Genomic DNA, 21561 nt, shown 5'->3' with positions numbered 1-21561 from the left:
ATGATGAGGAAAGTGGTTATCGCAGCCGGCGTGCTCGCGGCATCGACCGTGATTGCGTCAGCGGCGACGCTCGATCAGGTCAAGAGCCGCGGCACGCTGGTATGCGGCGTCAGCGCCGGCTTTGCCGGTTTCTCGGCGCCGGACTCACAGGGCAACTACAAGGGCCTCGATGTCGATTACTGCCGCGCCCTCGCGGCCGGCGTGTTGGGTGATCCCGACAAGGTGCGCTACGTCTCGCTGACCGCGCAGAACCGCTTCACGGCGCTGCAATCGGGCGAGATCGACGTGCTCTACCGCAACTCCACGCAGACATACCTGCGCGGCGTGACGCTGGGCCTGCGCCAGGGTCCGATCAACTTCTACGATGGCCAGGGCTTCGTCGTGAAGAAGGACCTCGGCGTGAAGGAGCTGAAGGACCTCAAGGGCGCGACCGTCTGCGTCGCGCAAGGCACCACGCACGAAGTCACGCTCGGCGATTACGGCCGCGCCAACGGCATCGACTGGAAGCCGCTGGTGTTCGACCGCGTCGACACCATGTACCAGACCTTCTTCGGCGGCCGCTGCGATGCCATGACGCAGGACGCGTCCGCGCTCGCCGGTGCCGTCACCACCGCGGCGCCGAACCCGGCCGATTACGTCGTGCTGCCGCAGACCATCAGCAAGGAGCCGCTCGGCCCCTTCACCCGCAACGGCGACGAGGTCTGGAGCGACATCATCACCTGGCTGCATTACGGCCTGATCGAGGCCGAAGAGCTCGGCGTAACCCAGGCCAATGTCGACGAGATGGCGAAGTCGCAGACACCCGCGATCCAGCGTCTGCTCGGCGCTTCCGGCGATCTCGGCTCGCGGCTTGGCCTCGACAACAAATGGCTGGTCACGGCGATCAAGGCCACCGGCAATTACGGCGAGATCTACGAGCGCAACGTCGGCAAGGCGAGCCCGCTCAAGCTCGAGCGCGGCCTTAACGGCCTCTGGAGCAAGGGCGGCTTGATGTACGCGATTCCGTTCAAGTAACAGTTCACCCCTCCCGCGTGCAACAGGCGATCGCATATGGGAAGCACGATGCGGCGGCATTGGCGGTGGGCCCCTCCCTCGCTTGCGGGGGAGGGTTGGGGAGAGGGTGTCTCCGCAACGGGACAATCCCTAAGAGGAAAGAACCCTCACCCGCCACGCTCTGCGACTCCCGCAAGCGGGAGAGGCGGAGCAAGCCGGCGACAATCCTCAAATCCATATGCGATTGCCCTGCCGCAAGCGGGGCGAGGCAGAAGAGACTCCCATGCGCATCGCCCTGATCCACGCCCTCAAGCATTCCATCGCCCCGATCGAGGCGGCGTTCGCGCAGGCGTGGCCGGAGGCGCGGCTGATGAACCTGCTGGACGACAGCCTCTCGGCGGATCTCGCCCGCGACGGCAAGCTCAACGATGCCATGACCGATCGCTTCCTCGCGCTCGGTGATTATGCCGCAGCGACCGGAGCGAATGGCATCCTGTTCACATGCTCGGCCTTCGGCCCCTGCATCGAGGCCGTTGCGCGGGCGCATGCGCCGATGCCGGTGCTGAAGCCGAACGAGGCGATGATCGAACGTGCCGTGACCATGGGCAAAAAGATCGGCCTGCTCTCGACCTTCCCGCCGACGCTGGCCTCGATGCCGCCGGAGTTTCCGGCCTCCGTCCAGATCGTGCCGAAGCTTGCCGAGGGCGCGCTGGCGGCGCTCGACCGCGGCGACCGCGCCACGCATGACCGGCTGATCGTCGAAGCCTCAAACGATCTGCGCGATTGCGACGTCATTGCGCTGGCCCAGTTCAGCATCGCATCATCGGCGCCGCTGGTCGCGGAGGCGACGGGCCGTCCGGTTTTGACGACGCCCGACAGTGCGGTCGAGAAGCTGATGAAGCTGCTGAAAGCGAAGGTCTAGGCGCCGGCCTTTTTCTGACGGCGCGCGTCCTTGATCGCGACTGCGAGCGCAGCTTTCGTCTCGTTCACAAAATCCTCGACCAATTCCTCGCGCGAGGCATGTGCCGCCTCGCCGGTGAACAGGCCCTGCTCGGCCAGCATCACCACGCCGTGCAGCGCCGCCCAGATCTTGAGTGCCTGCCGTTCGCGCAAATAGGCGACGGCCGGCGCTTCCAGCGCTTCAATCACGAGCTCGAACGTCTCGCGCGTCGCCTCGTGCAGCTCGCTGCCCTTGGCCGCGCAGGACACGGTGCGGGACGCAAACATCAAGCGGTAGACGCCGTTGCGACGCAGACCGAAGTCGAGCGTTGTCTGCGCCAATCGCGACAGTTTCGATTGCTTCGACGGCTTCGCCATTGCATCGCGCAGCATCGCGGTGAACTGCCGGAACGCCTCCGCGGTCACCGCGGCAAGCAGTGCCTCGCGATCGGCGAAATGGCGGTACGGCGCCGGCTGCGAGACTCCGAGCTGCTTTGCCAGCGCTTTGATGCTGATCGCTTCCGCCCCGCCCTGCTCCGCCTCGCGCAATGCGGCCTTGATCAGGGCGTCGCGGAGATCGCCGTGGTGGTAGGTGTTCTCAGGCTTACGAGCGAAATGTGACCGCATGTTACGGCGGAGCCTATAAGTTTGCACTTGACAGGGAAAGCCTGTCGATAATGTAATAACATATAACTTAAAACAGACGGCAATTGCCGCAGAGAAGAGGAACGCGCCGCCCTTCGGGCCACGCGCATACGACCGAGGGAGGCGCAATGGCAGAGCGACTGAAAGTTCGGGTCGATCCCGACAAATGCCAGGGCCACGCACGCTGCAAGGCGCTGGCGCCTGAATTGTTCGAGCTCGACGAATACGGCAACGCCCACGCGGCCGGAGACGGCACGGTTCCGCCAGGGCTCGAAGACAAGGCCTGGCTTGCCAAATCCAACTGCCCGGAAATCGCGATCGATGTGGTCGAGGAGTAGCGCGGCTGCCCGCGTCCTCGCGTGCCTTCAGCGAACACCAGCCCCAAGGAATTCGGAGGGATTGTAAGAGATGTCCGACGTGAGCCAGCCTGCCGCCCATCCGCCCGTGACCGACTGGGTCAACGATTTCGACCACACCGATCCGCAATGGACCGACGATCCCTTCCCGATCTGGGAGGAGCTGCGCGCCGCGAGCCCGGTCGTGCATACCGAGCGCTTTCTCGGCTGCTATATGCCGACGACCTATGAAGCGGTGCGCGAAATCGCCAACGACACCGAGCATTTTTCGTCGCGCCGCATCATCGTCCGCAACGTCCGGCCCGAAATCGCGCGAAACGCGGCACCGCCGATCACATCCGATCCACCCGTGCACAAACCGGCCAAGCAATTGCTGCTGCCGCCTTTCACGCCGGACGCGATGAAGAAGCTGGAACCGCGGATGCGCGCGATCTGCAACGAGCTGATCGACGGGTTCATCGCCGACGGCAAGGTCGACGCCGCCGCGCGCTATAGCAAATACATCCCGGTTCAGGCCATCGCGCACATGCTCGGCATTCCCGAGAGCGACAGCGATCTCTTCATCAACTGGATCCACATGATCCTGGAGCTCGGCATCAAGGACGAGAACATGCTGCTCCAGGCCGTGCAGGAGATGAGCGACTATTTCAGGGGCCATATCGAGGAGCGCAGATCGAAGCCGACTGACGATCTCATCTCCTATCTGATGAATGCCAGGGACCGGGATGGCCAGCCGCTGGAAGAGTCGCATGTGCTGGGCTCGTTGCGGCTGCTCCTGATCGCCGGCATCGACACCACCTGGAGCGCGATCGGGTCGTCGCTGTGGCATCTCGCCCGCACGCCTGTAGACCGCGAGCGGCTGATCGCCGAGCCGGAGCTGATTCCCACCGCCGTCGAGGAACTGCTGCGCGCCTATTCGCCGGTGACGATGGCCCGCGAAGTGGTCAAGGACACCACGGTGTCGGGCTGTCCGGTCAAGGCGGGCAACATGGTGCTGCTGTCCTTCCCGGCCGCCAATCGGGACCCAAAAATGTTTCCGGATGCCGATAAGGTCGTGATCGATCGCCGGGAGAACCGCCACGCCGCCTTCGGCCTCGGTATCCACCGCTGCGTCGGTTCCAACCTGGCGCGCATGGAGATGCAGGTCGCGTTGGAGGAATGGCTCAAGCGGATCCCGGATTTCCGGCTTGATCCTGCGGGGACCGTGACATGGTCGCAGGGCACGGTACGGGGACCCCGCCAGTTGCCATTTCTGCTGGGAAAGGCGATGTAGGCCTTTCCTGGGACCACGGAGAGAGGCCGAACGTGACAGAGCTAGCAACCCAACCGGCCTCCGACCATATCGACATTGCCGACGCCAAGCGGCGGATCAAGGCGATCTTCATCGGCTCGATCGGCAATCTCGTCGAGTGGTACGATTTCTACGCCTATACGGCGTTCGCGCTGTATTTCGCCCCGGCCTTCTTCCCCGGCAACGATCCCGTGGTGCAGCAATTGAACGCCGCCGTGGTCTTCGCCGCAACCTTCCTGATGCGGCCGCTGGGCGGCTGGTTCTTCGGCTACCTCGCCGACCATTTCGGCCGACGCATCTCGCTGACCCTGTCAGTGGTGTTCATGTGCTTCGGCTCGCTAATCATCGCACTGACGCCGACCTTTGCCACGATCGGCTATGCCGCACCGGTGATCCTGGCGCTCGCCCGCGTCATCGAGGGCCTGAGCCTCGGCGGCGAATATGGTGCCAGCGCCACTTACCTCAGCGAGGTCGCCGATCCCAGGCATCGCGGCTTTTATTCGAGCTTCCAGTACGTCACGCTGATCGGCGGCCAGCTCACCGCGATCATCGTGCTGCTGCTCCTGCAAAAGGTCTTCCTCACGCCCGAGGAACTGAAGGCCTGGGGCTGGCGCATCCCGTTCGCGATCGGCGCGGCGCTCGCGATTTTCGCAGCCGTGATGCGGCGCGGCCTGCATGAGACCGAGGCGTTCGAGGAAGCCAAGAAGGTGGTGAAGCCGACGGGCTCCCTCACCAATCTGTTGCGTTATCCGCGCGAGCTGTTGCTCGTGGTCGGCCTGACCGCCGGCGGCACCGCGGCGTTCTACACCTTCACCACCTACATGCAGACCTTCGTCAAGCTCTCGGTCGGGCTCACGGAGGACCAGACCACCTTCGTGATCTTCGGAACGCTGATCTTCGCGACCATCCTGCAGCCGATCTACGGCGCGATCTCCGACAAGATCGGCCGCAAGCCGCTCTTGATCTTCTTCGGCATCGCCGGCACGCTCGCAACCGTGCCGCTGCTGATGACACTGAAAGAGACCAAGTCGCCATTCACAGCGTTCATCCTGATCTGCTGCGCCTGGCTGTTCGTTGCCGGCTACACCTCCATCAACGCGGTGGTGAAGGCCGAGCTGTTCCCGACCAATGTCCGCGCGCTCGGCGTCGGTTTGCCCTATGCGATCACCGTCTCGATCTTCGGCGGCACGGCGCCTGCGATCGCGCTCTATTTCAAGACCATCGGACACGAGCAGTGGTTCTACTACTATCTCGCCGGAATCATCTTCCTGTCGCTGATCATCTATTCCAGCATGCGGGACACCAAGCACGCCTCCGCGATGCACCGCCACGAGTAGCCGATTCACGAGTAGCATATGGCCGACGAGACGCCATCCGACAGCAAGCTGACGCGCACCAAGGAGAAATGGGCGCGCGAGGGCCGCTTCCTCACTGGCAGGATCACGCGACCTGAGGACCAGCGGCTACCGCCCGGCCAGCATCTGACCAAGGACTGGCCGGTGCTCGATCTCGGCGTCTTGCCGCCGGTCTCGCGCGAGCGCTGGCGGCTCGACGTCTACGGCGCGATCGAGAAGCCGGTGTTCTGGACTTTTGCCGAGTTTGCCGCGCAGAAGCAGGATCAATTCGTCTCCGACATCCATTGCGTCACGACTTGGTCGCGCTACGACAATGAATGGGAAGGGCTCGCCACGCGCGGGCTGCTGGCGGCCTGTCAGCCCCGCGACGATGCGCACTTCGTCGTGCTGCATTGCTATGACGGCTACACCACCAACCTCGCGCTGGAGGATTTCGCCGCCGAGGACGCGCTGCTCGCCCATAGCTGGTCCGGCCAGAAGCTGTCGGACGAGCATGGCGGCCCTGTCAGGCTCGTCGTTCCCCATCTCTATTTCTGGAAGAGCGCGAAGTGGCTCCAGGCCATCGAATTCGTGACCGACGACGCACCCGGCTTCTGGGAAGTCCGCGGCTACCATAACCGCGGCGATCCCTGGGCCGAACAGCGCTACTCGAGCGATTAGGTCCACGCAAACACGGGGAAGGCCCATGCCGACGGAACGCTTTCAATTCACCGGCGAAGGCGGCCATCAGCTCGCGGCCGCGCTGGAGCTGCCGGACGGAGAGCCCGCGGCCTATGCGCTGTTCGCGCACTGTTTCACCTGCGGCAAGGACACGCTGGCAGCCAAGCGCATCTCGGTCGCGCTCGCCGCCAAGGGCATCGCGGTGCTGCGTTTCGACTTCACCGGGTTAGGCTCGAGTGAAGGTGATTTTGCCAATTCGACATTCTCCTCGAATGTCGCCGACCTCGTGCGCGCCGCCGATCATCTGCGTGCGACCCGCAAGGCGCCGTCGATCCTGATCGGTCACAGCCTCGGCGGCGCTGCGATCCTGGCAGCCGCCGGGAAGATTCCGGAGACCAGGGCGGTCGTGACCATCGCCGCCCCCTCCGATCCCGCCCACGTCACCGGCCTGTTCAGCGAGCATCTCGACAACATCCGCACGCAGGGCGAGGTCGAAGTCTCGCTCGCGGGTCGCCCGTTCCGGATCAAGCGCGGATTCCTCGACGACATCGTCGAGCAGGCGCTGATGAAGGACGTCACCGACCTTCATAAAGCAATGCTGATCATGCACTCTCCAGTCGACGATACCGTCGGCATCGATAATGCGACCAGGATCTTCGTTGCGGCGAAGCACCCCAAGAGCTTCGTCTCGCTCGATCACGCCGATCATCTCCTGACGAAACCGGCGGATGCGCTCTACGCGGCGGACGTGATCGTAGCCTGGGCGAGCCGCTACATCGAGAGCGCAAAACCGGTCAAAGCGGTGGATCTCCCGGAAGAACCCCGCAAGGTGGTGGTTCGGGAGACCCGCAAGAGCAAGTTCAACCAGATCGTCACGGTCGGGCCGCATCATCTCGTTGCGGACGAGCCGGTGGCTGCCGGCGGCGAGGATGCGGGCCCGGGGCCCTATGATTTCCTGCTTGCCGGCCTCGGCGCCTGCACCTCCATGACCATGCGCCTCTATGCGGACCGCAAATCGCTGCCGCTCGATCGCGTCACGGTCACGCTGAAGCATTCGAAAATCTACGCCAAGGACTGCGCGGAGTGCGAGACGCGCGACGGCATGCTCGACCAGATCGAGCGCGACATCGCGATCGACGGCGCGCTCGATGCCGAGCAACGCAAGAAGCTGATGGAGATCGCCGACAAGTGCCCGGTGCACCGCACCTTGACCTCGGAGATCCGGATCGTGACCAGGGCCGTGGACTAGCGCGCTAGAAGCACGACGCCATCGTCCGCAGCGCTGCGCTGATCTCGCTCTCGCGCCAGGCCGCAAAGCCAAGCAGCAGGCCATGATCGCGCGGCCGTCCCAGCGCCAGGCTGGATAGTGCCCGGGTTTCGACGCCTGCCTCGACCAACCGCTTGACCACCGCTTGATCGGCGCGACCGCGCCTGAGACGCGCGACGAGCTGGATGCCGCCCGAAGGCACCTCGACCGAGAGCACCTCGCCGAGATAGCGCTCCAGCCCCGCGACGAGATGATCGCGCCTGAGGTGATAGAGCCGGCGCATCCGGCGCAGATGCGCGAGGAAATGCCCGTCGGCGATGAACTCGGCGAGCGCCTCCTGGATGTGGCTGGACGCGATCAACCCGATGTGCCGCTGCGCGATCTCCAGGGCACTGACCAGCGCCGGCGGCGCGACGAGATAGCCAAGCCGGATATCCGACGTCATCGCCTTCGAGAATGTGCCGACATAGAACACGCGGCCATGGGCATCGAGTCCCTGCAGGGCCGGCACCGGACGGCTGTCATAATGGAATTCGCCATCGTAGTCGTCCTCGATGATCCACCCTTGCCGGGCCTGCTCGATCTCAAGAACTCGCTCCGGCGCGCCAGCGACATCAACCGCCCGGTCGGATGCTGGTGCGAGGGCGTCATGAAGACGAGCTTGGGCGCCGTCATGCCCGGCATTCGCTGCATGCCCTGCTCGTCGAGCCCGATGCCGGTCACCCGCGCGCCCGACGCACGGAAGGCGGCTGCAGCGCCGGGATAGCCGGGATCCTCGACCCAGACCTCATCGCCTGGTGTGATGAGCACGGCCGCGATCAGCGTCAGTGCGGCCTGCGCACTCGGCAGGACCATGATCTGGTCCACCGTCGCGCGAACGCCTCTGCCGGCCGCCAGATAATGCGCCAGCGCTTCACGCAAGCGCGTTCGGTTGACCGGGCCAAGCTCTCGTTTGGCAGCGCGCACGGCGCTGCGGCGCAGGCAGCGCGCCCAGACCTCGTTCGGAAACTCCCGCGCATCGCCATGCCCCGGACGCAACGGCTTGAGCGGCGCCTGATAGGACATCGGCCAATCGGTCTGCGTGAGCTTCGATGCCCAGGGTGATAGCCGCGGTTTGCCGGGACGGAGGCTCGAGCCGCCCCCGCCCGCGGCTTCAAAGCGCTCTCCGCCATCGACGGTCACCACGGGACGACGTCCGTGCGACGCCTCGAGATACCCTTCGGCGGCAAGCTGCTCGAATGCATAAGTGACGGTGTTGCGGGAGACGCCGAGGTCGCTCGCAAACCGGCGGCTCGACGGCAGCGCGCGGCCTTTGGCGAGGCGGCCGGCCGCAATCAGCCTTCGGAGCTGGCCGGTCAATTGTGCCACCAGCCCCTCTTCGTCCGCCCGGTCGAGCTCGACCAGGCCAGCGATCATGCTCTCCGAAACTGGCACCTCCATCTTCTCCGATCTGGCACTTTTTCGGGTGCCAGGCGAGATGCTATCCACCGGATCTGACGGCTTCAAGGATTTTGCGATGAACTCTTCCCTGTCACCCCGTGCAGCGATCGGCCTGTTTCTCATCGTCGTGCTGGCCTGGGGCGTGAACTGGTCGATGACGAAGCAGATCGTTCAATTCCTTCCGCCGCTGTGGACGTCGGCGATCCGCAGCTGGATCGCGCTGGCCGGGCTGTTCGTCATCCTCGCATTGAGCGACAATCTGGTGATCCCGGAGCGGCGCGATATTCCCGTGGTGCTCAGCGTCGCTTTGCTGCACATGACGATATTCTCCGTGCTGGTTGCGGCCGGTGTGCGTTTCCTGCCGGCGAGCAAGGCCGTCGTGCTCGGCTACACCACGCCGCTCTGGGTCGCGATCGCGGCGCCTCTGCTCGGAAAGGATACGCTGAGCGTGGCGAAGCTTGCCGGCGCCCTGTTGGGATTGATCGGGCTCGCCGTGATCCTGAACCCGGCGTCGATCGACTGGACCAACACCAACGTCGTGCTCGGCGCCGGCATGGTCATTCTGGCCGCGATCTCCTGGGCTGCGAACATCATCTATATCCGCGCGCACCGCTGGATCGCATCCCCGCTCCAGCTCCTGATCTGGCAGGTGCTCGTGGCGACGATCGTGCTGACAGTGTCAGCGGTTATCGCGGATGGCCTGCCGCACGCGCAATGGTCGTGGAAGCTGGTCCTGCTGTTGCTGTATTCCGGCCTGATCGGGACTGCGCTGGCCTATTGGGCGATGTCGATGGTCAACAAGAGCATCTCGGCGCTGACGACGGCGCTCGGCACCACCGGGACGCCGCTCGTCGGCATCGCCAGCGCGGCGATCCTCCTGGGTGAGCCGATCGACAGGAGCCTTGTCGTCGCGGCGGCACTGATCGTCACCGGCATCGGCCTTGCGACGCTGGGCGACCGGCTGCTGCGCCGTCAGGCGACCGCGAGCGGCTGAACGCGCAAGCTGCCGCGCAGACCTGCCGCGGTGCCGAGCACGATGCCGGCGACCGCAATGAAGGAGCCCAGCGCGAGCGTCGACACGCCGGTGAGTCCCTGCCCGATCGAGCAGCCAAAGGCCATCACGCCGCCGATGCCCATGAGCGCGGCGCCGCCGGCCGAGCGCAGCATGTGGCGCGGCGACGAATAGCCTTCGAGCTTGAAGCGGCCGGTGACGAGCGCAGTGACCAGGCTGCCGGCAAAAACCCCACCAACCGTCGCGATGCCAAAGTTCAGCGTCAGCCCGGTCGAGAGCATGGCGTATTGCAGGCTGTCGGCGATCGGCGCGACGAAGGTGAGCGAGGTGACCGGGACAGGATTGAAATCGTCGGCGCCGACATAGCCGGTCACGAACCATCCGCCGGCGACGAGCAGCCCGACAATGACCCCGGCCGCGATCTGGCCCGGAGAGCGGCGGAACGCCGTATGCGCGAAGGCAAACAGGATCAGCGCCAAGGCGATCGCGGCTGCGGCCAAAGCTCGCGAAGCACCCTCAGCGAGACCGAGCGTCGCCAGCACTGAGGGCAACGAATTGACGTTCACGGTTGTTTGCGAAGCCTGAACCAGCGCAATGCGCGCCGGCGCGATCAGGCCCTTGAGCGTCATCTGCGCGGCAATGGCAAGCACGGTCACGACGACGAAGGAGCGGAGATTGCCGCGGCCCAGCAGCACCAGCGCCCGCGAGCCGCAGCCGTTCGACAGCACCATGCCATAACCAAACAGCAGGCCCCCGAGGAACAGCACGGGCAGTGAAAAAGTCTGCTGCAGGTAGATCGACTTGCCGAGATCGATCATGCCGGTGCCGGCGAGGAACTGGCTCGCCGCAATCGCCACCGCAATCGCCAGCGCATAAGACCGGACCAACCGCCCGTCTCCCTCCGCCAACCAGCCGCGCATGCTGCTCATCAGGCAGAAGCCGCTGAGCAGGCCGACGGAGCCATAGACGAGGCCGATAACGAGGCCGGCGAGGATCACGAGTGGGGTGGATTCCATTGATCGTTCTCAGACCTCTCGCCATTCTCCGTCTTTGCGAGCTTCATGGCCGCAGGATTACCCTATCGCGCGACGACCCGGCAACGGCGGCATAAGCCTCCTTCGCCCGCTCCAACGGATAGATCGCATTCGCCCGGATCGGAAACGGCTTCAGGTGGCTGCTGGCGAAGCCGGGGCCGAGCTCACGCAGCACCGCGCCGGTCGCAGCCGAGGACAGCCCAAGCGTGTCGATGCCGACATAGGTGTGTTGCCCGCGATAGAATTCGAGGATGTTGAACTGCACGATGCGGTCGATCGCGGCGATCAGGATCTGGCGGCCGCGCAACGCGAGCGACCTGTGCGCAGCCTGGAAGTAGGGATCGCCAACCGTATTGAAAACGATGTCGGCACCCTTGCCACCGGTCAATTCGCGCACGCGCACGGCGGCGTCGACCGCAGAGGCGTCGATCACCTCGATCGGCGCATTGCTGTGGCCATCATAGGCTTCGGCCTTGCGCACCACGCCGATCACGCGTGCGCCCTGCCAGGTTGCGATCTGCACCGCGGCCTGACCGACCTTGCCATTGACCCCGAACACGAGGACCGTCTCGCCACTCTTCGGCACGCCGGCACGGCGAAAGCCCTCCATCGCGGTGACGAAGGGCACGCCGATCCCGGCAGCTTCTTCCCACGACAGCGCCTTCGGCTTCTCCACCACCGCATCCGCCTCGACCACGAGATGGCTGGCATGGGTGCCATCGCGGCGGATGCCGAGATCGCCGGAAGAGCCGAACACCTCGCGCCCCCTTGTGCCGGCCGGGCCGTCGATCACCACGCCGGCATAGTCACGGCCGGGTGTGCGCGGGAACACCGCATAGGGCATCAGGCCAGTTGCGGCCTTGACGTCGGACGGATTGACCGCGGCCGCCTTCAGTTCGATCAGCAGGTCGTTCGGGCCGCGGCTCAGCGTATGTTGCTCGACCACGGGCGTAACCGCCGCGGCGTTCTCTGCCTTGGCATTGAGGCGCACGCAACGCGCTTCGACGGTCTTGCTATCGGCTGGCGACATGAAAGAGACCCGCGATTTCTCGCGGGCCTTGTCGCCTCTGGAGGCGGTCAAGTCAATCGGTCAAGTCAGTCGTTCAGGTCAGTCCTTGGGCCGCTTGTCATAGAGGCGCTTGGCCTTGCCGAGCGAGCGTTCCAGCGTGGCGGGCGCTACCACCTGCACCCTGGAACTGATGCCGATCGTGTTCTTGATATGGGTCGAGATCCGGTCGGCGTGGTCGACCAGACCACGGCCGTCCCAGCTTTCGGGTCGCGCCTCGGCGATGATGGTCAGCTCGTCCATGCGGCCTTCGCGGGTCAGTTCGAGGATGAAGTGTCCACCGCACCAGTCGGTCGCGAGCAGCACCTCTTCGATCTGGGTCGGGAACAAGTTTACGCCGCGCAAGATGATCATGTCGTCCGAGCGGCCCGTCACCTTCTCCATGCGCCGCATGCCGGGCCGCGCCGTGCCCGGCAGCAGCCGCGTCAGATCGCGGGTGCGATAGCGAACAACCGGGAACGCTTCCTTGGTCAGCGAGGTGAAGACCAGTTCGCCTTGCTCGCCATCCGGCAGCACCGCGCCCGTTACCGGGTCGATCACTTCAGGGTAGAAATGGTCCTCCCAGATGTGCAGCCCATCCTTGGTCTCGATGCATTCCTGCGCCACGCCGGGACCGATCACCTCGGAGAGGCCGTAGATGTCGGTCGCGTCCATGTCAAAAGCGTCCTCGATCTCGCTGCGCATCGCATTGGTCCAGGGCTCGGCCCCGAAGATGCCGACCTTGAGCGAGCATTGGCGCGGATCGAGCTTCTGGCGCTTGAACTCGTCGAGGATCGCCAGCATGTAGCTCGGCGTCACCGTGATGATATCAGGCCTGAAGTCGTTGATGAGCTGCACCTGCCGCTCGGTCATGCCGCCGGAGATCGGCACCACCGTGCAGCCGAGCTTTTCGGCGCCGTAATGGACGCCGAGCCCGCCGGTGAAGAGACCGTAGCCGTAGGCATTGTGGATGATCATGCCGGTGCGGCCGCCGGCAGCACGGATGGAGCGCGCCATCACCTCCGACCAGGTGTCGATGTCGCGTTGCGTATAGCCGACCACGATCGGCTTTCCCGTCGTACCCGAAGAGGCATGCACGCGCACCAGCTTTTCACGCGGTACGGCGAACATGTTGAAGGGATAGTTATCGCGCAGATCCGTCTTCACCGTGAACGGAAACTTCGCAAGATCGGAGAGCTCGTGAAAATCGGCTGGATGCACGCCCGCCTTGTCGAAGGCTGTGCGATAATGCGCGACGTTGTCGTAGGCGTGTTTGAGCGACCAGGCCAGCCGCTGCTTCTGCAGCGCCATGATCTCGTCGCGCGACGCGCGCTCCTGCGCATCCATCTCGGCACGATAGGTGTTACCACCTTCCTTGCGCCTGGTCAGAGCCATTCTCGTTTCCCCACATCGGTTCGTTCTTTTATTCGTCTTGCTGCGGCAGCCATGTGCCGGGAATGACACGCGAATGCCCGCGGAATTCTGCAATGACGGTATCGCCTGATGTGACGCGCACGTCATAGATGCCGGACCGGCCGCCGCGCGTAACCTCCCGCGCCTTCGCCACCAGGCGATCGCCGAGCTTGCCCGGCTTGATGAAACTGATCTGGCCCTGCGCCGCAACAACGCGATCGTTGTGCGAGTTGCAGGCAAAGGCGAAAGCGGAGTCGGCGAGCGTGAAGATGAAGCCGCCATGGGCGATGCGCTGGCCGTTGACCATGTCCGGCCGCACCGTCATGGCGAGCGTCGCAAAGCCCGGGCCGATCTCGACGATCTCCATGCCGAGACCCTTGGAGGCATCGTCCTCCGCCCACATTGCCTCAGCGCAGGCACGGGCAACATCCTCGGACGACAGGGCGGCTTTGACGTTCACGCGCTTCTCCCGGCGAACTGCTTGCACATGATGTTCTGCCTGATGCTCAACACTGTCAAACGTGGTCGTAGTCGACCACGACGCGCTGGGATGATGGCTTGGCCTGGCAGGTGAGGATAAATCCGGCGTTCAGCTCCCACGGTTCCAGCGAATAGTTCAGGTCCATCGGCGCCTCGCCCTCGACCAGCTTGGCGCGACAGGTCGAGCACATGCCGCCCTTGCAGGCGAAGGGCAAATCCATGCCGGCGCGCAGCGCGGCATCGAGAATCGCCTCGTCCTCGGCGACCGGAACGTCCCGGCGCTTGCCGTCGATGATCAGGGAGGCGATCGCCTTCGGGGGCGCGTCGGGCGCAACGGCCTTCTTCGGCCGCGGCTTGCCGCCAAACTCCGAGACGAAGCGTTCGACGTGAATGCGGTCGTCGGCGATGCCGAGATCGCGGCAGGTCGCCTCAACGTCTTCGCTCATGCCCGATGGACCACAGACGAAGACGTGGTCGACGCTTGCGGCCGGCACCAGCGAGCGCAGCAGCACCCTCACCTTGTCGCCGTCGAGCCGTCCGTGCAGGATCGGGATGTCCTGCTCCTCGCCGGAGATGACGTGGAAGATCGAGAGGCGGTCGATGAAGCGATCTTTCAGCTCCTCGAGCGCCTCGAGAAACATGATGTTGTCGGTCGTACGGTTGCCGTAGAACAGAAAGAAGCGGCTGTCCGGCTCGCGCGCCAGGATGCCCTTGACGATCGACAGGATCGGCGTGATGCCGGAGCCCGCGGCAAAGCCGACATGGATGCGCCCGGCATCAGCAGGCGGGACCACGCCAAAGCGGCCGGTCGGCGTCATCACGTCGAGCTCGTCGCCGCATTTCAGCTCGTCCGCCGCCCAGCTCGAGAACGCGCCGCCGTCGACCTTCTTCACGGCGATACGGATCTCGCCATCATCCGGGCCGGAGCAGATCGAATAGGAGCGACGCACCTCTTCGCCGTCCAGCATGGTGCGGAGCGTGAGATACTGGCCGGGCGTGAAGGCGTAGTCGCCCGCGAGTTCGCCGGGAATGGTAAAGGTCATCGAGACAGCATCCGATGCCTCGCGGCGGAGGTCGTTGACGGCCAGACGATGGAAGCGCGGTGCGGCTGCCGACATCTCGAATACCCTAGATTTGAGTCACAGCCGTCATTGCGAGCGCAGCGAAGCAATCCAGAATCCCTCCGTGGAGTAGTCTGGATTGCTTCGCTGCGCTCGCAACGACGGTCGGGTTGGCATCGTGCGCCTCAATGACACTTGAAGTAATCGAACGGTTCGCGGCAGGCCTTGCAGCGCCACAGCGCTTTGCAGGAGGTCGAGCCGAATTCGGACAGCAGCTCGGTATTCCCCGAGCCACATTGCGGGCACACGATGGCTTGTTCGCCGAATAGCGCGCGGCGCGAGCGTGAGGCTAGCGGCGGCGCGATGCCGTAGGCGCGCAGCTTGCGGCGGCCCTCCTCGCTCATCCAATCGGTGGTCCAGGCCGGCGACAGCACGGTGCGTACCTTCGGGTGACGGAAGCCGGCGCGCTCCAGCGCGACCTCGATTTCGAGCGCGATCATGTTCATCGCCGGGCAGCCCGAATAGGTCGGCGTGATCGCGACCTCGACATGATCGCCGTCGACGATGACATCGCGGAGCACGCCGAGATCGGCGATGGTCAGCACGGGGATCTCAGGATCGACCACGCTCGCCGCAGCCTCCCAAGCTCGCTGGCGCAGCTCGCTGTCTCGATCGGGCACCGTCACCATGTCTGCCCCGGAAAAGTTCGCTGCATCGATTGCAGCTCGGACAGGAGATGGCCGAGATGTTCGCTGTGTCGACCGGAGCGGCCGCCCTGCTGCATCCAGTCGTTCTGCGGCAGCGTCAGGGTTGCCTCGCTCACGACATCGGACAGCGTCGTCATCCAACCGCCGCGCAGCGTGCCTGGATCGATGGCAATGCCGGCATGGATCAGGGCGCGCTCGCCATCATCGACGGCAAACATCTCGCCGGTGAAGGCCCAGAGGTGGTCGATCGCTCCTTGCGCGCGAACATGGCTCCCTTCCGTGCCGTCGCCGAGGCGGATGATCCATTCCGAGGCGTGGCGCAAATGATAGGCGCTCTCCTTCTCCGACTTCGCGCCAATGGCTGCGAGCGTCGCGTCGCGCGAATTCATCATCGCGCGCCAGTAAAGATCGGCGAAGGCGGAGTAAAAGAACTGCCGCACCAGGGTCTGGGCGAAGTCGCCATTGGGCTGCTCGACCAGCAGCAGATTGCGGTACTGCCTGACATCGCGCAAATACGCGAGCTTGTCCTCGTCGTTATCCCCGCCTTCGGCCTTGGCGGCGTAGGTGTACAGTTCACGTGCCTGGCCGATCAGATCGAGGGCGATGTTGGAGAGCGCCATGTCCTCCTCCATCATCGGCGCATGCCCGCACCATTCCGACAGGCGGTGACCGAGGATCAGCGCATCATCGGCACGACGCACCGCGTAGAGCACCAGGGGCGTTTCGGAGACCTCGACGTTGGCAACGGGCATCACATATGCCCCACTTCTTCCGGCACCTCGTAGAACGTCGGATGCCGGTAGATCTTCGATTCGGCCGGCTCGAACATCATGCCCTTCTCGGCGGGATCGCTGGCGGTGATCGCGGTCGACGGCACGACCCAGATCGAGAGGCCCTCGCCGCGGCGCGTGTAAATGTCGCGGGCGGCCTGCAGCGCCATGGTGGCGTCGCTCGCGTGCAGCGAGCCGACATGCTTGTGCGCGAGCCCGTTGCGGCTGCGAATGAAGACTTCCCACAGCGGCGTGTTCGGCGTGGCCATATCGATCTCCTATTCCGCGGCTTGTGCGGTCTGACGCTGTGCGCGCTTGGTAGCGTAGGCGGCAGCGGCTTCGCGCACCCAGGCCCCCTCATCGTGCGCTTTGCGGCGTGCCGCCATGCGGTCGCGATTGCAAGGGCCGTTGCCGGCGAGCACCTGCTTGAATTCGGTCCAGTCGATCTCGCTGTACCGCCAATGGCCCTCGGCATCCTGTGTCATGCCTGGATCGGGAATGGTGAGGCCGAGATATTGCGCCTGCGGCACCGTGGCATCGACGAACTTCTGGCGCAGCTCGTCATTGGAGAAGCGCTTGATCTTCCACTTCGTCGACGTGTCGCTGTGCTGGCTCGTGGCGTCAGGCGGGCCGAACATCATCAGCACCGGCCACCACCACCTGTTCAGCGCATCCTGCGCCATCGCCTTCTGCTCGTCCGAGCCGCGGCACAGCGTCAGCATGATCTCGTAGCCCTGGCGCTGATGAAACGACTCCTCCTTGCAGACGCGGATCATCGCGCGTGCATAGGGGCCGTAGGAGCAGCGGCACAGCGGGATCTGGTTCATGATCGCGGCGCCGTCGACCAGCCAGCCGATGGTGCCGATGTCGGCCCAGGTCAGCGTCGGGTAGTTGAAGATGGAGGAGTATTTGGCCTTGCCCGCAAGCATGGCATCGACGAGCTCCTCGCGCGAGGTGCCGAGCGTCTCGGCCGCGGCGTAGAGATAGAGCCCGTGGCCGCACTCGTCCTGCACCTTGGCGAGCAGCGCGGCCTTGCGGCGCAGCGTCGGCGCGCGCGTGATCCAGTTGCCTTCGGGCAGCATGCCGACGATTTCGGAATGCGCGTGCTGGGAGATCTGGCGGGTGAGCGTCTTGCGATAGGCCGCCGGCATCCAGTCGTTCGGCTCGATGCGCTCTTCGGCATCGATACGGGCCTGGAACTGCGCAGCCTTCGCCGCATCTTCGAGACCGCGATCATCGGTCTCGGCCGTGTTCAGCGCCTGGGTATACATGCGCATTCCTCCCGTCTTGTTGGGAGGCAATATATAACAGAATTTGCGTCATGCAAGATATTTCTGTAACATAAAATCAGGCGCCAAATCTCCGTTCCAAGAGCTTTCGCGCCGCCGGCAACGGGCCCTTCTCATTGGTTCCATGGCTATCAAGCCATTGTTCGGACGGGACAAGCAGCGCGCGATAGATCTCGCCGCAGAGTTCGCGGGCCGCCCTGCCCGGCCAATCCGCCGGCAGCAGGCTCTCGGGCAGCAGCGGATCGCGCAGCACGACGCGGCGGTAATAGTGGATCAGCAGAATGCGCGCGGTGAACGCATCGGCCTCGGACAAATCCGTGCCGCGCGCGATCGCGGCGCGTAACGGCTCGAACGTCTTCATGAATTTCAGATAGGCATCGGCGGTGCGCTCGAGCGGCCAGCTCGCGCTGAGCAGGCGGCGGCCGCTGTCATCCTCGGCCGAGACCTCGAGACGGATGGCACCTGCGGCCTCCTCCGGCACCGGCACGCCTGACGGTGCCACCCACACGCCCGGCAGCGGGCTGCCGAAACCGGCATTGCGCAGCGCCTCGCGTGAGACATCACGATCCCAGCCATTGCCGATCAGCAGCAGCTCGAAGCGACCGGTCCAGTTCGGCGGCGGCGGATCGTAGATGTGGCGTGTCGCCGCTTCGAATGTCTCGCGGCCCTTCTCGGCGAGCCGATAAAAGCTGTTGCGGCCGACCTTTTCGCGCGTCAGCCAGCCGTCGGCCGCAAGGCGCGACATCGCCGTTCGCACCACGCTGCCATCGATATCGAGGCCCTCGAAGAATTCCAGCAGCGTGCCGAGCCACACCGACCCGCCGCGTGGCACGATGGCATCGCCGAACATGGTGATGACGATGGAGCCGGTGCGTGAGGGCTCACGCTTGAGCTGATCGATGATGCGGGAGAGCGGATGCGCCATGGGCGAGGGATAGCGCGTTTGGTGCAGGCGCGACAATGAGGGAGCGATGCTTGCCTTGCACGATGCGACGGCATCGGCACTGGGCTCCCTCTCCCGCTTGCGGGAGAGGGTTGGGGAGAGGGTGTCTCCGCAACGGGACAATCGCCAAGAGGAAAGAACCCTCACCCGCCACGCTTCGCGTGTCGGCCTCTGCCGCGAGCGGGAGAGGCGAAGATCACCTCTGCGGATCGGGATAGACCACGCTCCGCCAGCCGCTGCGGTCGAACGGGCGCCACTGGCCTTCCTTCTGCGCGAGGCGGTCGGCCACCGCGTAGACGACGGCGGGGTGATGACCCATGCCGCAATGGCTGCTCTCGACCTCGATGCTCTCGGTCTGCGCGCCCGTCTTCTCCATGCAGCCCTGCCAGGCGCAGACGCCGTCGGTGCGGCTGAAGATGGCCGTCGTCGGCACCGGCGGCGGGGCGGCGAGCTCGCCGCCGAAGCGCGGATCGACCTCGTCGGACTTCCGCCCGCTCACCCATTCATAGACGCGCCAGGCATTGGTCGAATGGGGATTACCCGCGAAGGGGCTGCCGAGCGTGATCACCTGGCGGACGCGCTCTGGCATCATCTTGGCGAGCTGGCGCGCGTAGAGGCCACCGAGGCTCCAGCCGACCAGGCTGATCTTGCGGCCATGCTTGTCGTTGAGCTCCTCGACCAGATCGACCATGGCATGCTGCACGCCCTCGCGGAGGCCGTAGTTGCGCCCCTGGCGCCAGCCGCTCACCGCATAGCCCTTGCTGGTCAGAAAGGTTCGCAGCGCGCGCGTGGAGACGTCGGAGGCGACGAGGCCGGGAAGCACCAGCACCGGCTGCCCGTCGCCACGCGGCGCCAGGCTCAGCAGCGGCAGCGCGCCGAGGAATGCGCCGAACTCGTGGATCGCACGTCCTTCAAGAAGCATCAGAGTACGGGACGGCGGGCGCAGCGTCTGGGCAGTAGCGGTCATCAATCGATCCCCTTGGGAAGAATTCTGAAGCGGCCCGCCGGCTGGGATGCCGGCAATGGGCATGAATTCCAATACGCCGGCTTCTTGATCGTTCCGCAGCGCAACATGAATCAGCTAGGCGGCCGGTTCCACACATTCAAGCGCGCGAGAGGCGAAGCGACAATAGGCTCGCGCGTTAATGCTAACGTCCGTCACGCAAAAGTCACAACCTCAGGAGCAGGAATTCGACGGAGTAGAGCGCAAAACCAGCCAGCCCGCCGATCAGCGAACCGTTGAAGCGGATGTATTGCAGGTCGCGCCCGATGTTGATTTCGATCAGCGAAATCAGCTGTGCCATGTCCCATGCCTTCACCTGGTCGGAGATGAAGGTCGAGACGCCGCTCTTCTGGTCGGCCACGAAGCTGCGCAGCACCGTCACGAGGCCCATGTTGATCTCGCCGCGCAGCTCGGCATCGCCGGCGAGCACATCGCCCGCCGAAACGAACATGCCGGCGAGATGATGCTGCAGCACCTGCGTCTCGCCGGACGCGCTGCGCTCGATAAAGGAGCGCGTGTTGGCCCAGACGGTCCGGGCGAGATCGGCAAGCTCGGGCCGCGCCAGCAGATCGCGCTTCAAGCCGTCGATGCGGTCGATATAGGCCTGGTCGGTGCCGAGCCGGTCGACGAAGCTCAACACCATGCGGTCGAACTCGGCGCGGAACGGATGCTTGGGATCGCTGCGCACCTCATTGAAGAAGGCGGTCGCGGACGAGACGATCTTGTTCACCAGAAACTTGTCGGCGCGGTAGAGCTTGAGCAGGGTCGGCAACTCCGCGCGGACCTTCTCGCGGATCATGGCCATCGTCTCTTTCTGATTCAACGTCTCGTGCATCACGCGCAGGAGATCGTCGAACAGGATCTGGTGCCTCCCCTCAGCAACAAACCCGCGCAGCGTGCCGGCGGCGAGCGGCGCGAGGTCGATCGCCTGAAGCTGCGAGGACATGCGGCGGATGATGAAGGTCATCAGGCCGGAGCTTTCGGTCGCGGACACCGCTTCCGGCAGCAGACGCAGCGCAAAGCGCGCGAGGTCGTCGCTGCGCTTGCGGTCGCGCAGCCAGTCGGCGACGAAAGAGCCGAAATCGATCTCCTTCAGCTTGGCCTCGACCGGACCTGCCTCGAGGAAATGGACCTGGATGAATTCGCCGAGCTTGTCGGCGATCCGGGCCTGGTTGCTCTGGATGATCGCGGTATGCGGGATCGGCAGGCCGAGTGGCCGCCTGAACAGCGCGACCACGGCGTACCAGTCGGCGAGCCCGCCGATGGTCGCGGCCTCCGCGAAGGCCGCGATGAAGCCGAACACGGGATGCACGGGCAGCAGCAATTTCGCGACGACGAACAGCGTCAACGTCGAGGCCAGCACAAGCGTCGCCAGCGCCTTTACGCGGCGCAGCTCAGCCGCCCGTTCGGCATCGCCGGGGGAATCAAATGAGAAGCGGCCTGATGGAGTCATCACTGCATCACCCTACTCCGTCATTGCGAGCGAAGCGAAGCAATCCAGAGTCTTTCCACGGAGACAGACTGGATTGCTCACATGGGGAGTTTGCGTGTCAAGGTGTTTGATCAGCTCTTTGTTCGATTGCAGGCCAGCTCTTCGTCCCGACCGTGGAAGTGTGAAGATGGCGCGCGCAGGTCAAGTCAAGGTCGGCCCGGAGGGCCGCCGCGCAGCGGCTTGACCTTGACTTGACCGAGCACGCCATCAGGCTGGTGTGGTCGGGCGTAGCGGCGGAAGCTCCTTTCGGTTTGCGATCCAAGGGTCGAGCCGGTTTTGGCAATCTGGTTTGCATGCCAGATCAAACTCACATTCGGTCGTCGCGAGGGTCACGACTGCACCAACATTCCGCTTGCGGCGGGCAGG

General features: G+C 64.7%; 21 protein-coding genes and 1 pseudogene. 8 read left to right on the top strand and 14 right to left on the bottom strand.

All coding sequences use genetic code 11. The annotated features are described in order from the left end of the window. Together BM222_RS17420 and BM222_RS17415 are read left to right on the top strand one after the other, a co-directional pair. A complete protein-coding gene (locus BM222_RS17420) occupies positions 1-1014 on the top strand; it encodes an amino acid ABC transporter substrate-binding protein (RefSeq protein ID WP_092229656.1) in 1014 nt (337 codons plus the stop codon). Positions 1015-1276: 262 nt separating this feature from the next. Further along, positions 1277-1915, top strand: a complete 639-nt coding sequence (locus BM222_RS17415) for an aspartate/glutamate racemase family protein (protein WP_092229654.1) — start codon at positions 1277-1279, stop codon at positions 1913-1915. Here BM222_RS17415 and BM222_RS17410 read toward each other — a convergent pair. After that, positions 1912-2559 (bottom strand): TetR/AcrR family transcriptional regulator, encoded by a 648-nt coding sequence (locus tag BM222_RS17410; protein WP_092229652.1) that lies wholly within the window; start codon positions 2557-2559, stop codon positions 1912-1914. The genes BM222_RS17415 and BM222_RS17410 overlap by 4 nt on opposite strands. Before the next feature lie 146 nt (positions 2560-2705). On the opposite strand from BM222_RS17410, the gene BM222_RS17405 reads away from it, so the two are divergent. The 5 genes from BM222_RS17405 (at position 2706) to BM222_RS17385 (ending at position 7488) form a co-directional block, all read left to right on the top strand. After that, on the top strand, positions 2706-2915 hold the full coding sequence (locus BM222_RS17405; protein ID WP_092229650.1) for a ferredoxin: 210 nt from the start codon (positions 2706-2708) through the stop codon (positions 2913-2915). 70 nt (positions 2916-2985) lie between these two features. Then, a complete protein-coding gene (locus BM222_RS17400; protein WP_092229648.1) occupies positions 2986-4206 on the top strand; it encodes a cytochrome P450 in 1221 nt (406 codons plus the stop codon). A gap of 32 nt (positions 4207-4238) precedes the next feature. Then, positions 4239-5561 (top strand): MFS transporter, encoded by a 1323-nt coding sequence (locus BM222_RS17395; RefSeq protein ID WP_092229646.1) that lies wholly within the window; start codon positions 4239-4241, stop codon positions 5559-5561. Between the two features lie 18 nt (positions 5562-5579). Further along, complete coding sequence (locus BM222_RS17390; RefSeq protein ID WP_092229644.1) at positions 5580-6239, top strand: sulfite oxidase-like oxidoreductase; 660 nt, start codon at positions 5580-5582, stop codon at positions 6237-6239. Between the two features lie 25 nt (positions 6240-6264). After that, the gene (locus BM222_RS17385; protein ID WP_092229643.1) at positions 6265-7488 is read left to right on the top strand and encodes a bifunctional alpha/beta hydrolase/OsmC family protein; all 1224 of its coding nucleotides are present in this window, start codon (positions 6265-6267) and stop codon (positions 7486-7488) included. A gap of 4 nt (positions 7489-7492) precedes the next feature. Here BM222_RS17385 and pdxR read toward each other — a convergent pair. Beyond that, positions 7493-8922, bottom strand: a pseudogene (gene pdxR / locus BM222_RS17380) (MocR-like pyridoxine biosynthesis transcription factor PdxR). 61 nt (positions 8923-8983) lie between these two features. Between pdxR and BM222_RS17375 the strand changes: the two are divergent. Further along, the gene (locus tag BM222_RS17375) at positions 8984-9940 is read left to right on the top strand and encodes a DMT family transporter (RefSeq protein ID WP_502690900.1); all 957 of its coding nucleotides are present in this window, start codon (positions 8984-8986) and stop codon (positions 9938-9940) included. Here the strand turns inward: BM222_RS17375 and BM222_RS17370 are convergent. The 12 genes from BM222_RS17370 to BM222_RS17315 form a co-directional block, all read right to left on the bottom strand. Continuing rightward, positions 9919-10974: a YeeE/YedE family protein gene (locus tag BM222_RS17370; RefSeq protein ID WP_092229641.1), complete on the bottom strand. Its 1056-nt coding sequence runs from the start codon at positions 10972-10974 to the stop codon at positions 9919-9921. The two genes, BM222_RS17375 and BM222_RS17370, sit on opposite strands and share 22 nt — an antisense overlap. 43 nt (positions 10975-11017) lie before the next feature. Further along, complete coding sequence (locus tag BM222_RS17365) at positions 11018-12022, bottom strand: quinone oxidoreductase family protein (protein WP_092229853.1); 1005 nt, start codon at positions 12020-12022, stop codon at positions 11018-11020. A gap of 78 nt (positions 12023-12100) precedes the next feature. After that, complete coding sequence (gene paaK, locus BM222_RS17360) at positions 12101-13432, bottom strand: phenylacetate--CoA ligase PaaK (protein ID WP_092229639.1); 1332 nt, start codon at positions 13430-13432, stop codon at positions 12101-12103. Positions 13433-13460: 28 nt separating this feature from the next. Further along, positions 13461-13910: a hydroxyphenylacetyl-CoA thioesterase PaaI gene (paaI, locus tag BM222_RS17355; RefSeq protein ID WP_177243282.1), complete on the bottom strand. Its 450-nt coding sequence runs from the start codon at positions 13908-13910 to the stop codon at positions 13461-13463. A gap of 55 nt (positions 13911-13965) precedes the next feature. Then, positions 13966-15048 (bottom strand): 1,2-phenylacetyl-CoA epoxidase subunit PaaE, encoded by a 1083-nt coding sequence (paaE, locus tag BM222_RS17350; RefSeq protein ID WP_092229635.1) that lies wholly within the window; start codon positions 15046-15048, stop codon positions 13966-13968. A 128-nt stretch (positions 15049-15176) separates the two neighbouring features. Next, positions 15177-15680: a 1,2-phenylacetyl-CoA epoxidase subunit PaaD gene (gene paaD / locus BM222_RS17345; RefSeq protein ID WP_092229634.1), complete on the bottom strand. Its 504-nt coding sequence runs from the start codon at positions 15678-15680 to the stop codon at positions 15177-15179. Continuing rightward, entirely contained in the window at positions 15674-16450 is a 777-nt protein-coding gene (paaC, locus tag BM222_RS17340) for a 1,2-phenylacetyl-CoA epoxidase subunit PaaC (RefSeq protein WP_177243281.1), read from the bottom strand. The genes paaD and paaC overlap by 7 nt, the downstream gene beginning before the upstream one ends. Further along, positions 16450-16737, bottom strand: a complete 288-nt coding sequence (gene paaB / locus BM222_RS17335) for a 1,2-phenylacetyl-CoA epoxidase subunit PaaB (protein WP_008136594.1) — start codon at positions 16735-16737, stop codon at positions 16450-16452. The genes paaC and paaB overlap by 1 nt, the downstream gene beginning before the upstream one ends. A 9-nt stretch (positions 16738-16746) precedes the next feature. Continuing rightward, positions 16747-17739, bottom strand: a complete 993-nt coding sequence (paaA, locus tag BM222_RS17330; RefSeq protein WP_177243293.1) for a 1,2-phenylacetyl-CoA epoxidase subunit PaaA — start codon at positions 17737-17739, stop codon at positions 16747-16749. A gap of 76 nt (positions 17740-17815) precedes the next feature. After that, positions 17816-18682 (bottom strand): phenylacetic acid degradation operon negative regulatory protein PaaX, encoded by an 867-nt coding sequence (gene paaX, locus BM222_RS17325; RefSeq protein WP_092229629.1) that lies wholly within the window; start codon positions 18680-18682, stop codon positions 17816-17818. Positions 18683-18896: 214 nt separating this feature from the next. After that, positions 18897-19667: an esterase/lipase family protein gene (locus tag BM222_RS17320; RefSeq protein WP_092229628.1), complete on the bottom strand. Its 771-nt coding sequence runs from the start codon at positions 19665-19667 to the stop codon at positions 18897-18899. A 202-nt stretch (positions 19668-19869) separates the two neighbouring features. Further along, complete coding sequence (locus BM222_RS17315; protein ID WP_092229626.1) at positions 19870-21156, bottom strand: DUF445 domain-containing protein; 1287 nt, start codon at positions 21154-21156, stop codon at positions 19870-19872. Positions 21157-21561 lie beyond the last annotated feature (405 nt).

Source organism: Bradyrhizobium sp. Gha, from assembly GCF_900113735.1.
Classification (GTDB): Bacteria; Pseudomonadota; Alphaproteobacteria; order Rhizobiales; family Xanthobacteraceae; genus Bradyrhizobium.
Note: the sequence above shows the minus strand (reverse complement) of the source record. Positions and strands in the feature narration are given on the sequence as shown.

What these genes read in the sequence shown, in the direction of transcription:
- BM222_RS17420 (WP_092229656.1), top strand. Translation starts at nt 1, where the DNA reads ATGATGAGGAAAGTGGTTATCGCAGCCGGCGTGCTCGCGGCATCGACC.
- BM222_RS17415 (WP_092229654.1), top strand. Translation starts at nt 1,277, where the DNA reads ATGCGCATCGCCCTGATCCACGCCCTCAAGCATTCCATCGCCCCGATC.
- BM222_RS17410 (WP_092229652.1), bottom strand. Translation starts at nt 2,559, where the DNA reads ATGCGGTCACATTTCGCTCGTAAGCCTGAGAACACCTACCACCACGGC.
- BM222_RS17405 (WP_092229650.1), top strand. Translation starts at nt 2,706, where the DNA reads ATGGCAGAGCGACTGAAAGTTCGGGTCGATCCCGACAAATGCCAGGGC.
- BM222_RS17400 (WP_092229648.1), top strand. Translation starts at nt 2,986, where the DNA reads ATGTCCGACGTGAGCCAGCCTGCCGCCCATCCGCCCGTGACCGACTGG.
- BM222_RS17390 (WP_092229644.1), top strand. Translation starts at nt 5,580, where the DNA reads ATGGCCGACGAGACGCCATCCGACAGCAAGCTGACGCGCACCAAGGAG.
- BM222_RS17385 (WP_092229643.1), top strand. Translation starts at nt 6,265, where the DNA reads ATGCCGACGGAACGCTTTCAATTCACCGGCGAAGGCGGCCATCAGCTC.
- BM222_RS17375 (WP_502690900.1), top strand. Translation starts at nt 8,984, where the DNA reads ATGCTATCCACCGGATCTGACGGCTTCAAGGATTTTGCGATGAACTCT.
- BM222_RS17370 (WP_092229641.1), bottom strand. Translation starts at nt 10,974, where the DNA reads ATGGAATCCACCCCACTCGTGATCCTCGCCGGCCTCGTTATCGGCCTC.
- BM222_RS17365 (WP_092229853.1), bottom strand. Translation starts at nt 12,022, where the DNA reads ATGTCGCCAGCCGATAGCAAGACCGTCGAAGCGCGTTGCGTGCGCCTC.
- paaK (WP_092229639.1), bottom strand. Translation starts at nt 13,432, where the DNA reads ATGGCTCTGACCAGGCGCAAGGAAGGTGGTAACACCTATCGTGCCGAG.
- paaE (WP_092229635.1), bottom strand. Translation starts at nt 15,048, where the DNA reads ATGTCGGCAGCCGCACCGCGCTTCCATCGTCTGGCCGTCAACGACCTC.
- paaD (WP_092229634.1), bottom strand. Translation starts at nt 15,680, where the DNA reads ATGGTGACGGTGCCCGATCGAGACAGCGAGCTGCGCCAGCGAGCTTGG.
- paaC (WP_177243281.1), bottom strand. Translation starts at nt 16,450, where the DNA reads ATGCCCGTTGCCAACGTCGAGGTCTCCGAAACGCCCCTGGTGCTCTAC.
- paaB (WP_008136594.1), bottom strand. Translation starts at nt 16,737, where the DNA reads ATGGCCACGCCGAACACGCCGCTGTGGGAAGTCTTCATTCGCAGCCGC.
- paaA (WP_177243293.1), bottom strand. Translation starts at nt 17,739, where the DNA reads ATGTATACCCAGGCGCTGAACACGGCCGAGACCGATGATCGCGGTCTC.
- paaX (WP_092229629.1), bottom strand. Translation starts at nt 18,682, where the DNA reads ATGGCGCATCCGCTCTCCCGCATCATCGATCAGCTCAAGCGTGAGCCC.
- BM222_RS17320 (WP_092229628.1), bottom strand. Translation starts at nt 19,667, where the DNA reads ATGACCGCTACTGCCCAGACGCTGCGCCCGCCGTCCCGTACTCTGATG.
- BM222_RS17315 (WP_092229626.1), bottom strand. Translation starts at nt 21,156, where the DNA reads ATGACTCCATCAGGCCGCTTCTCATTTGATTCCCCCGGCGATGCCGAA.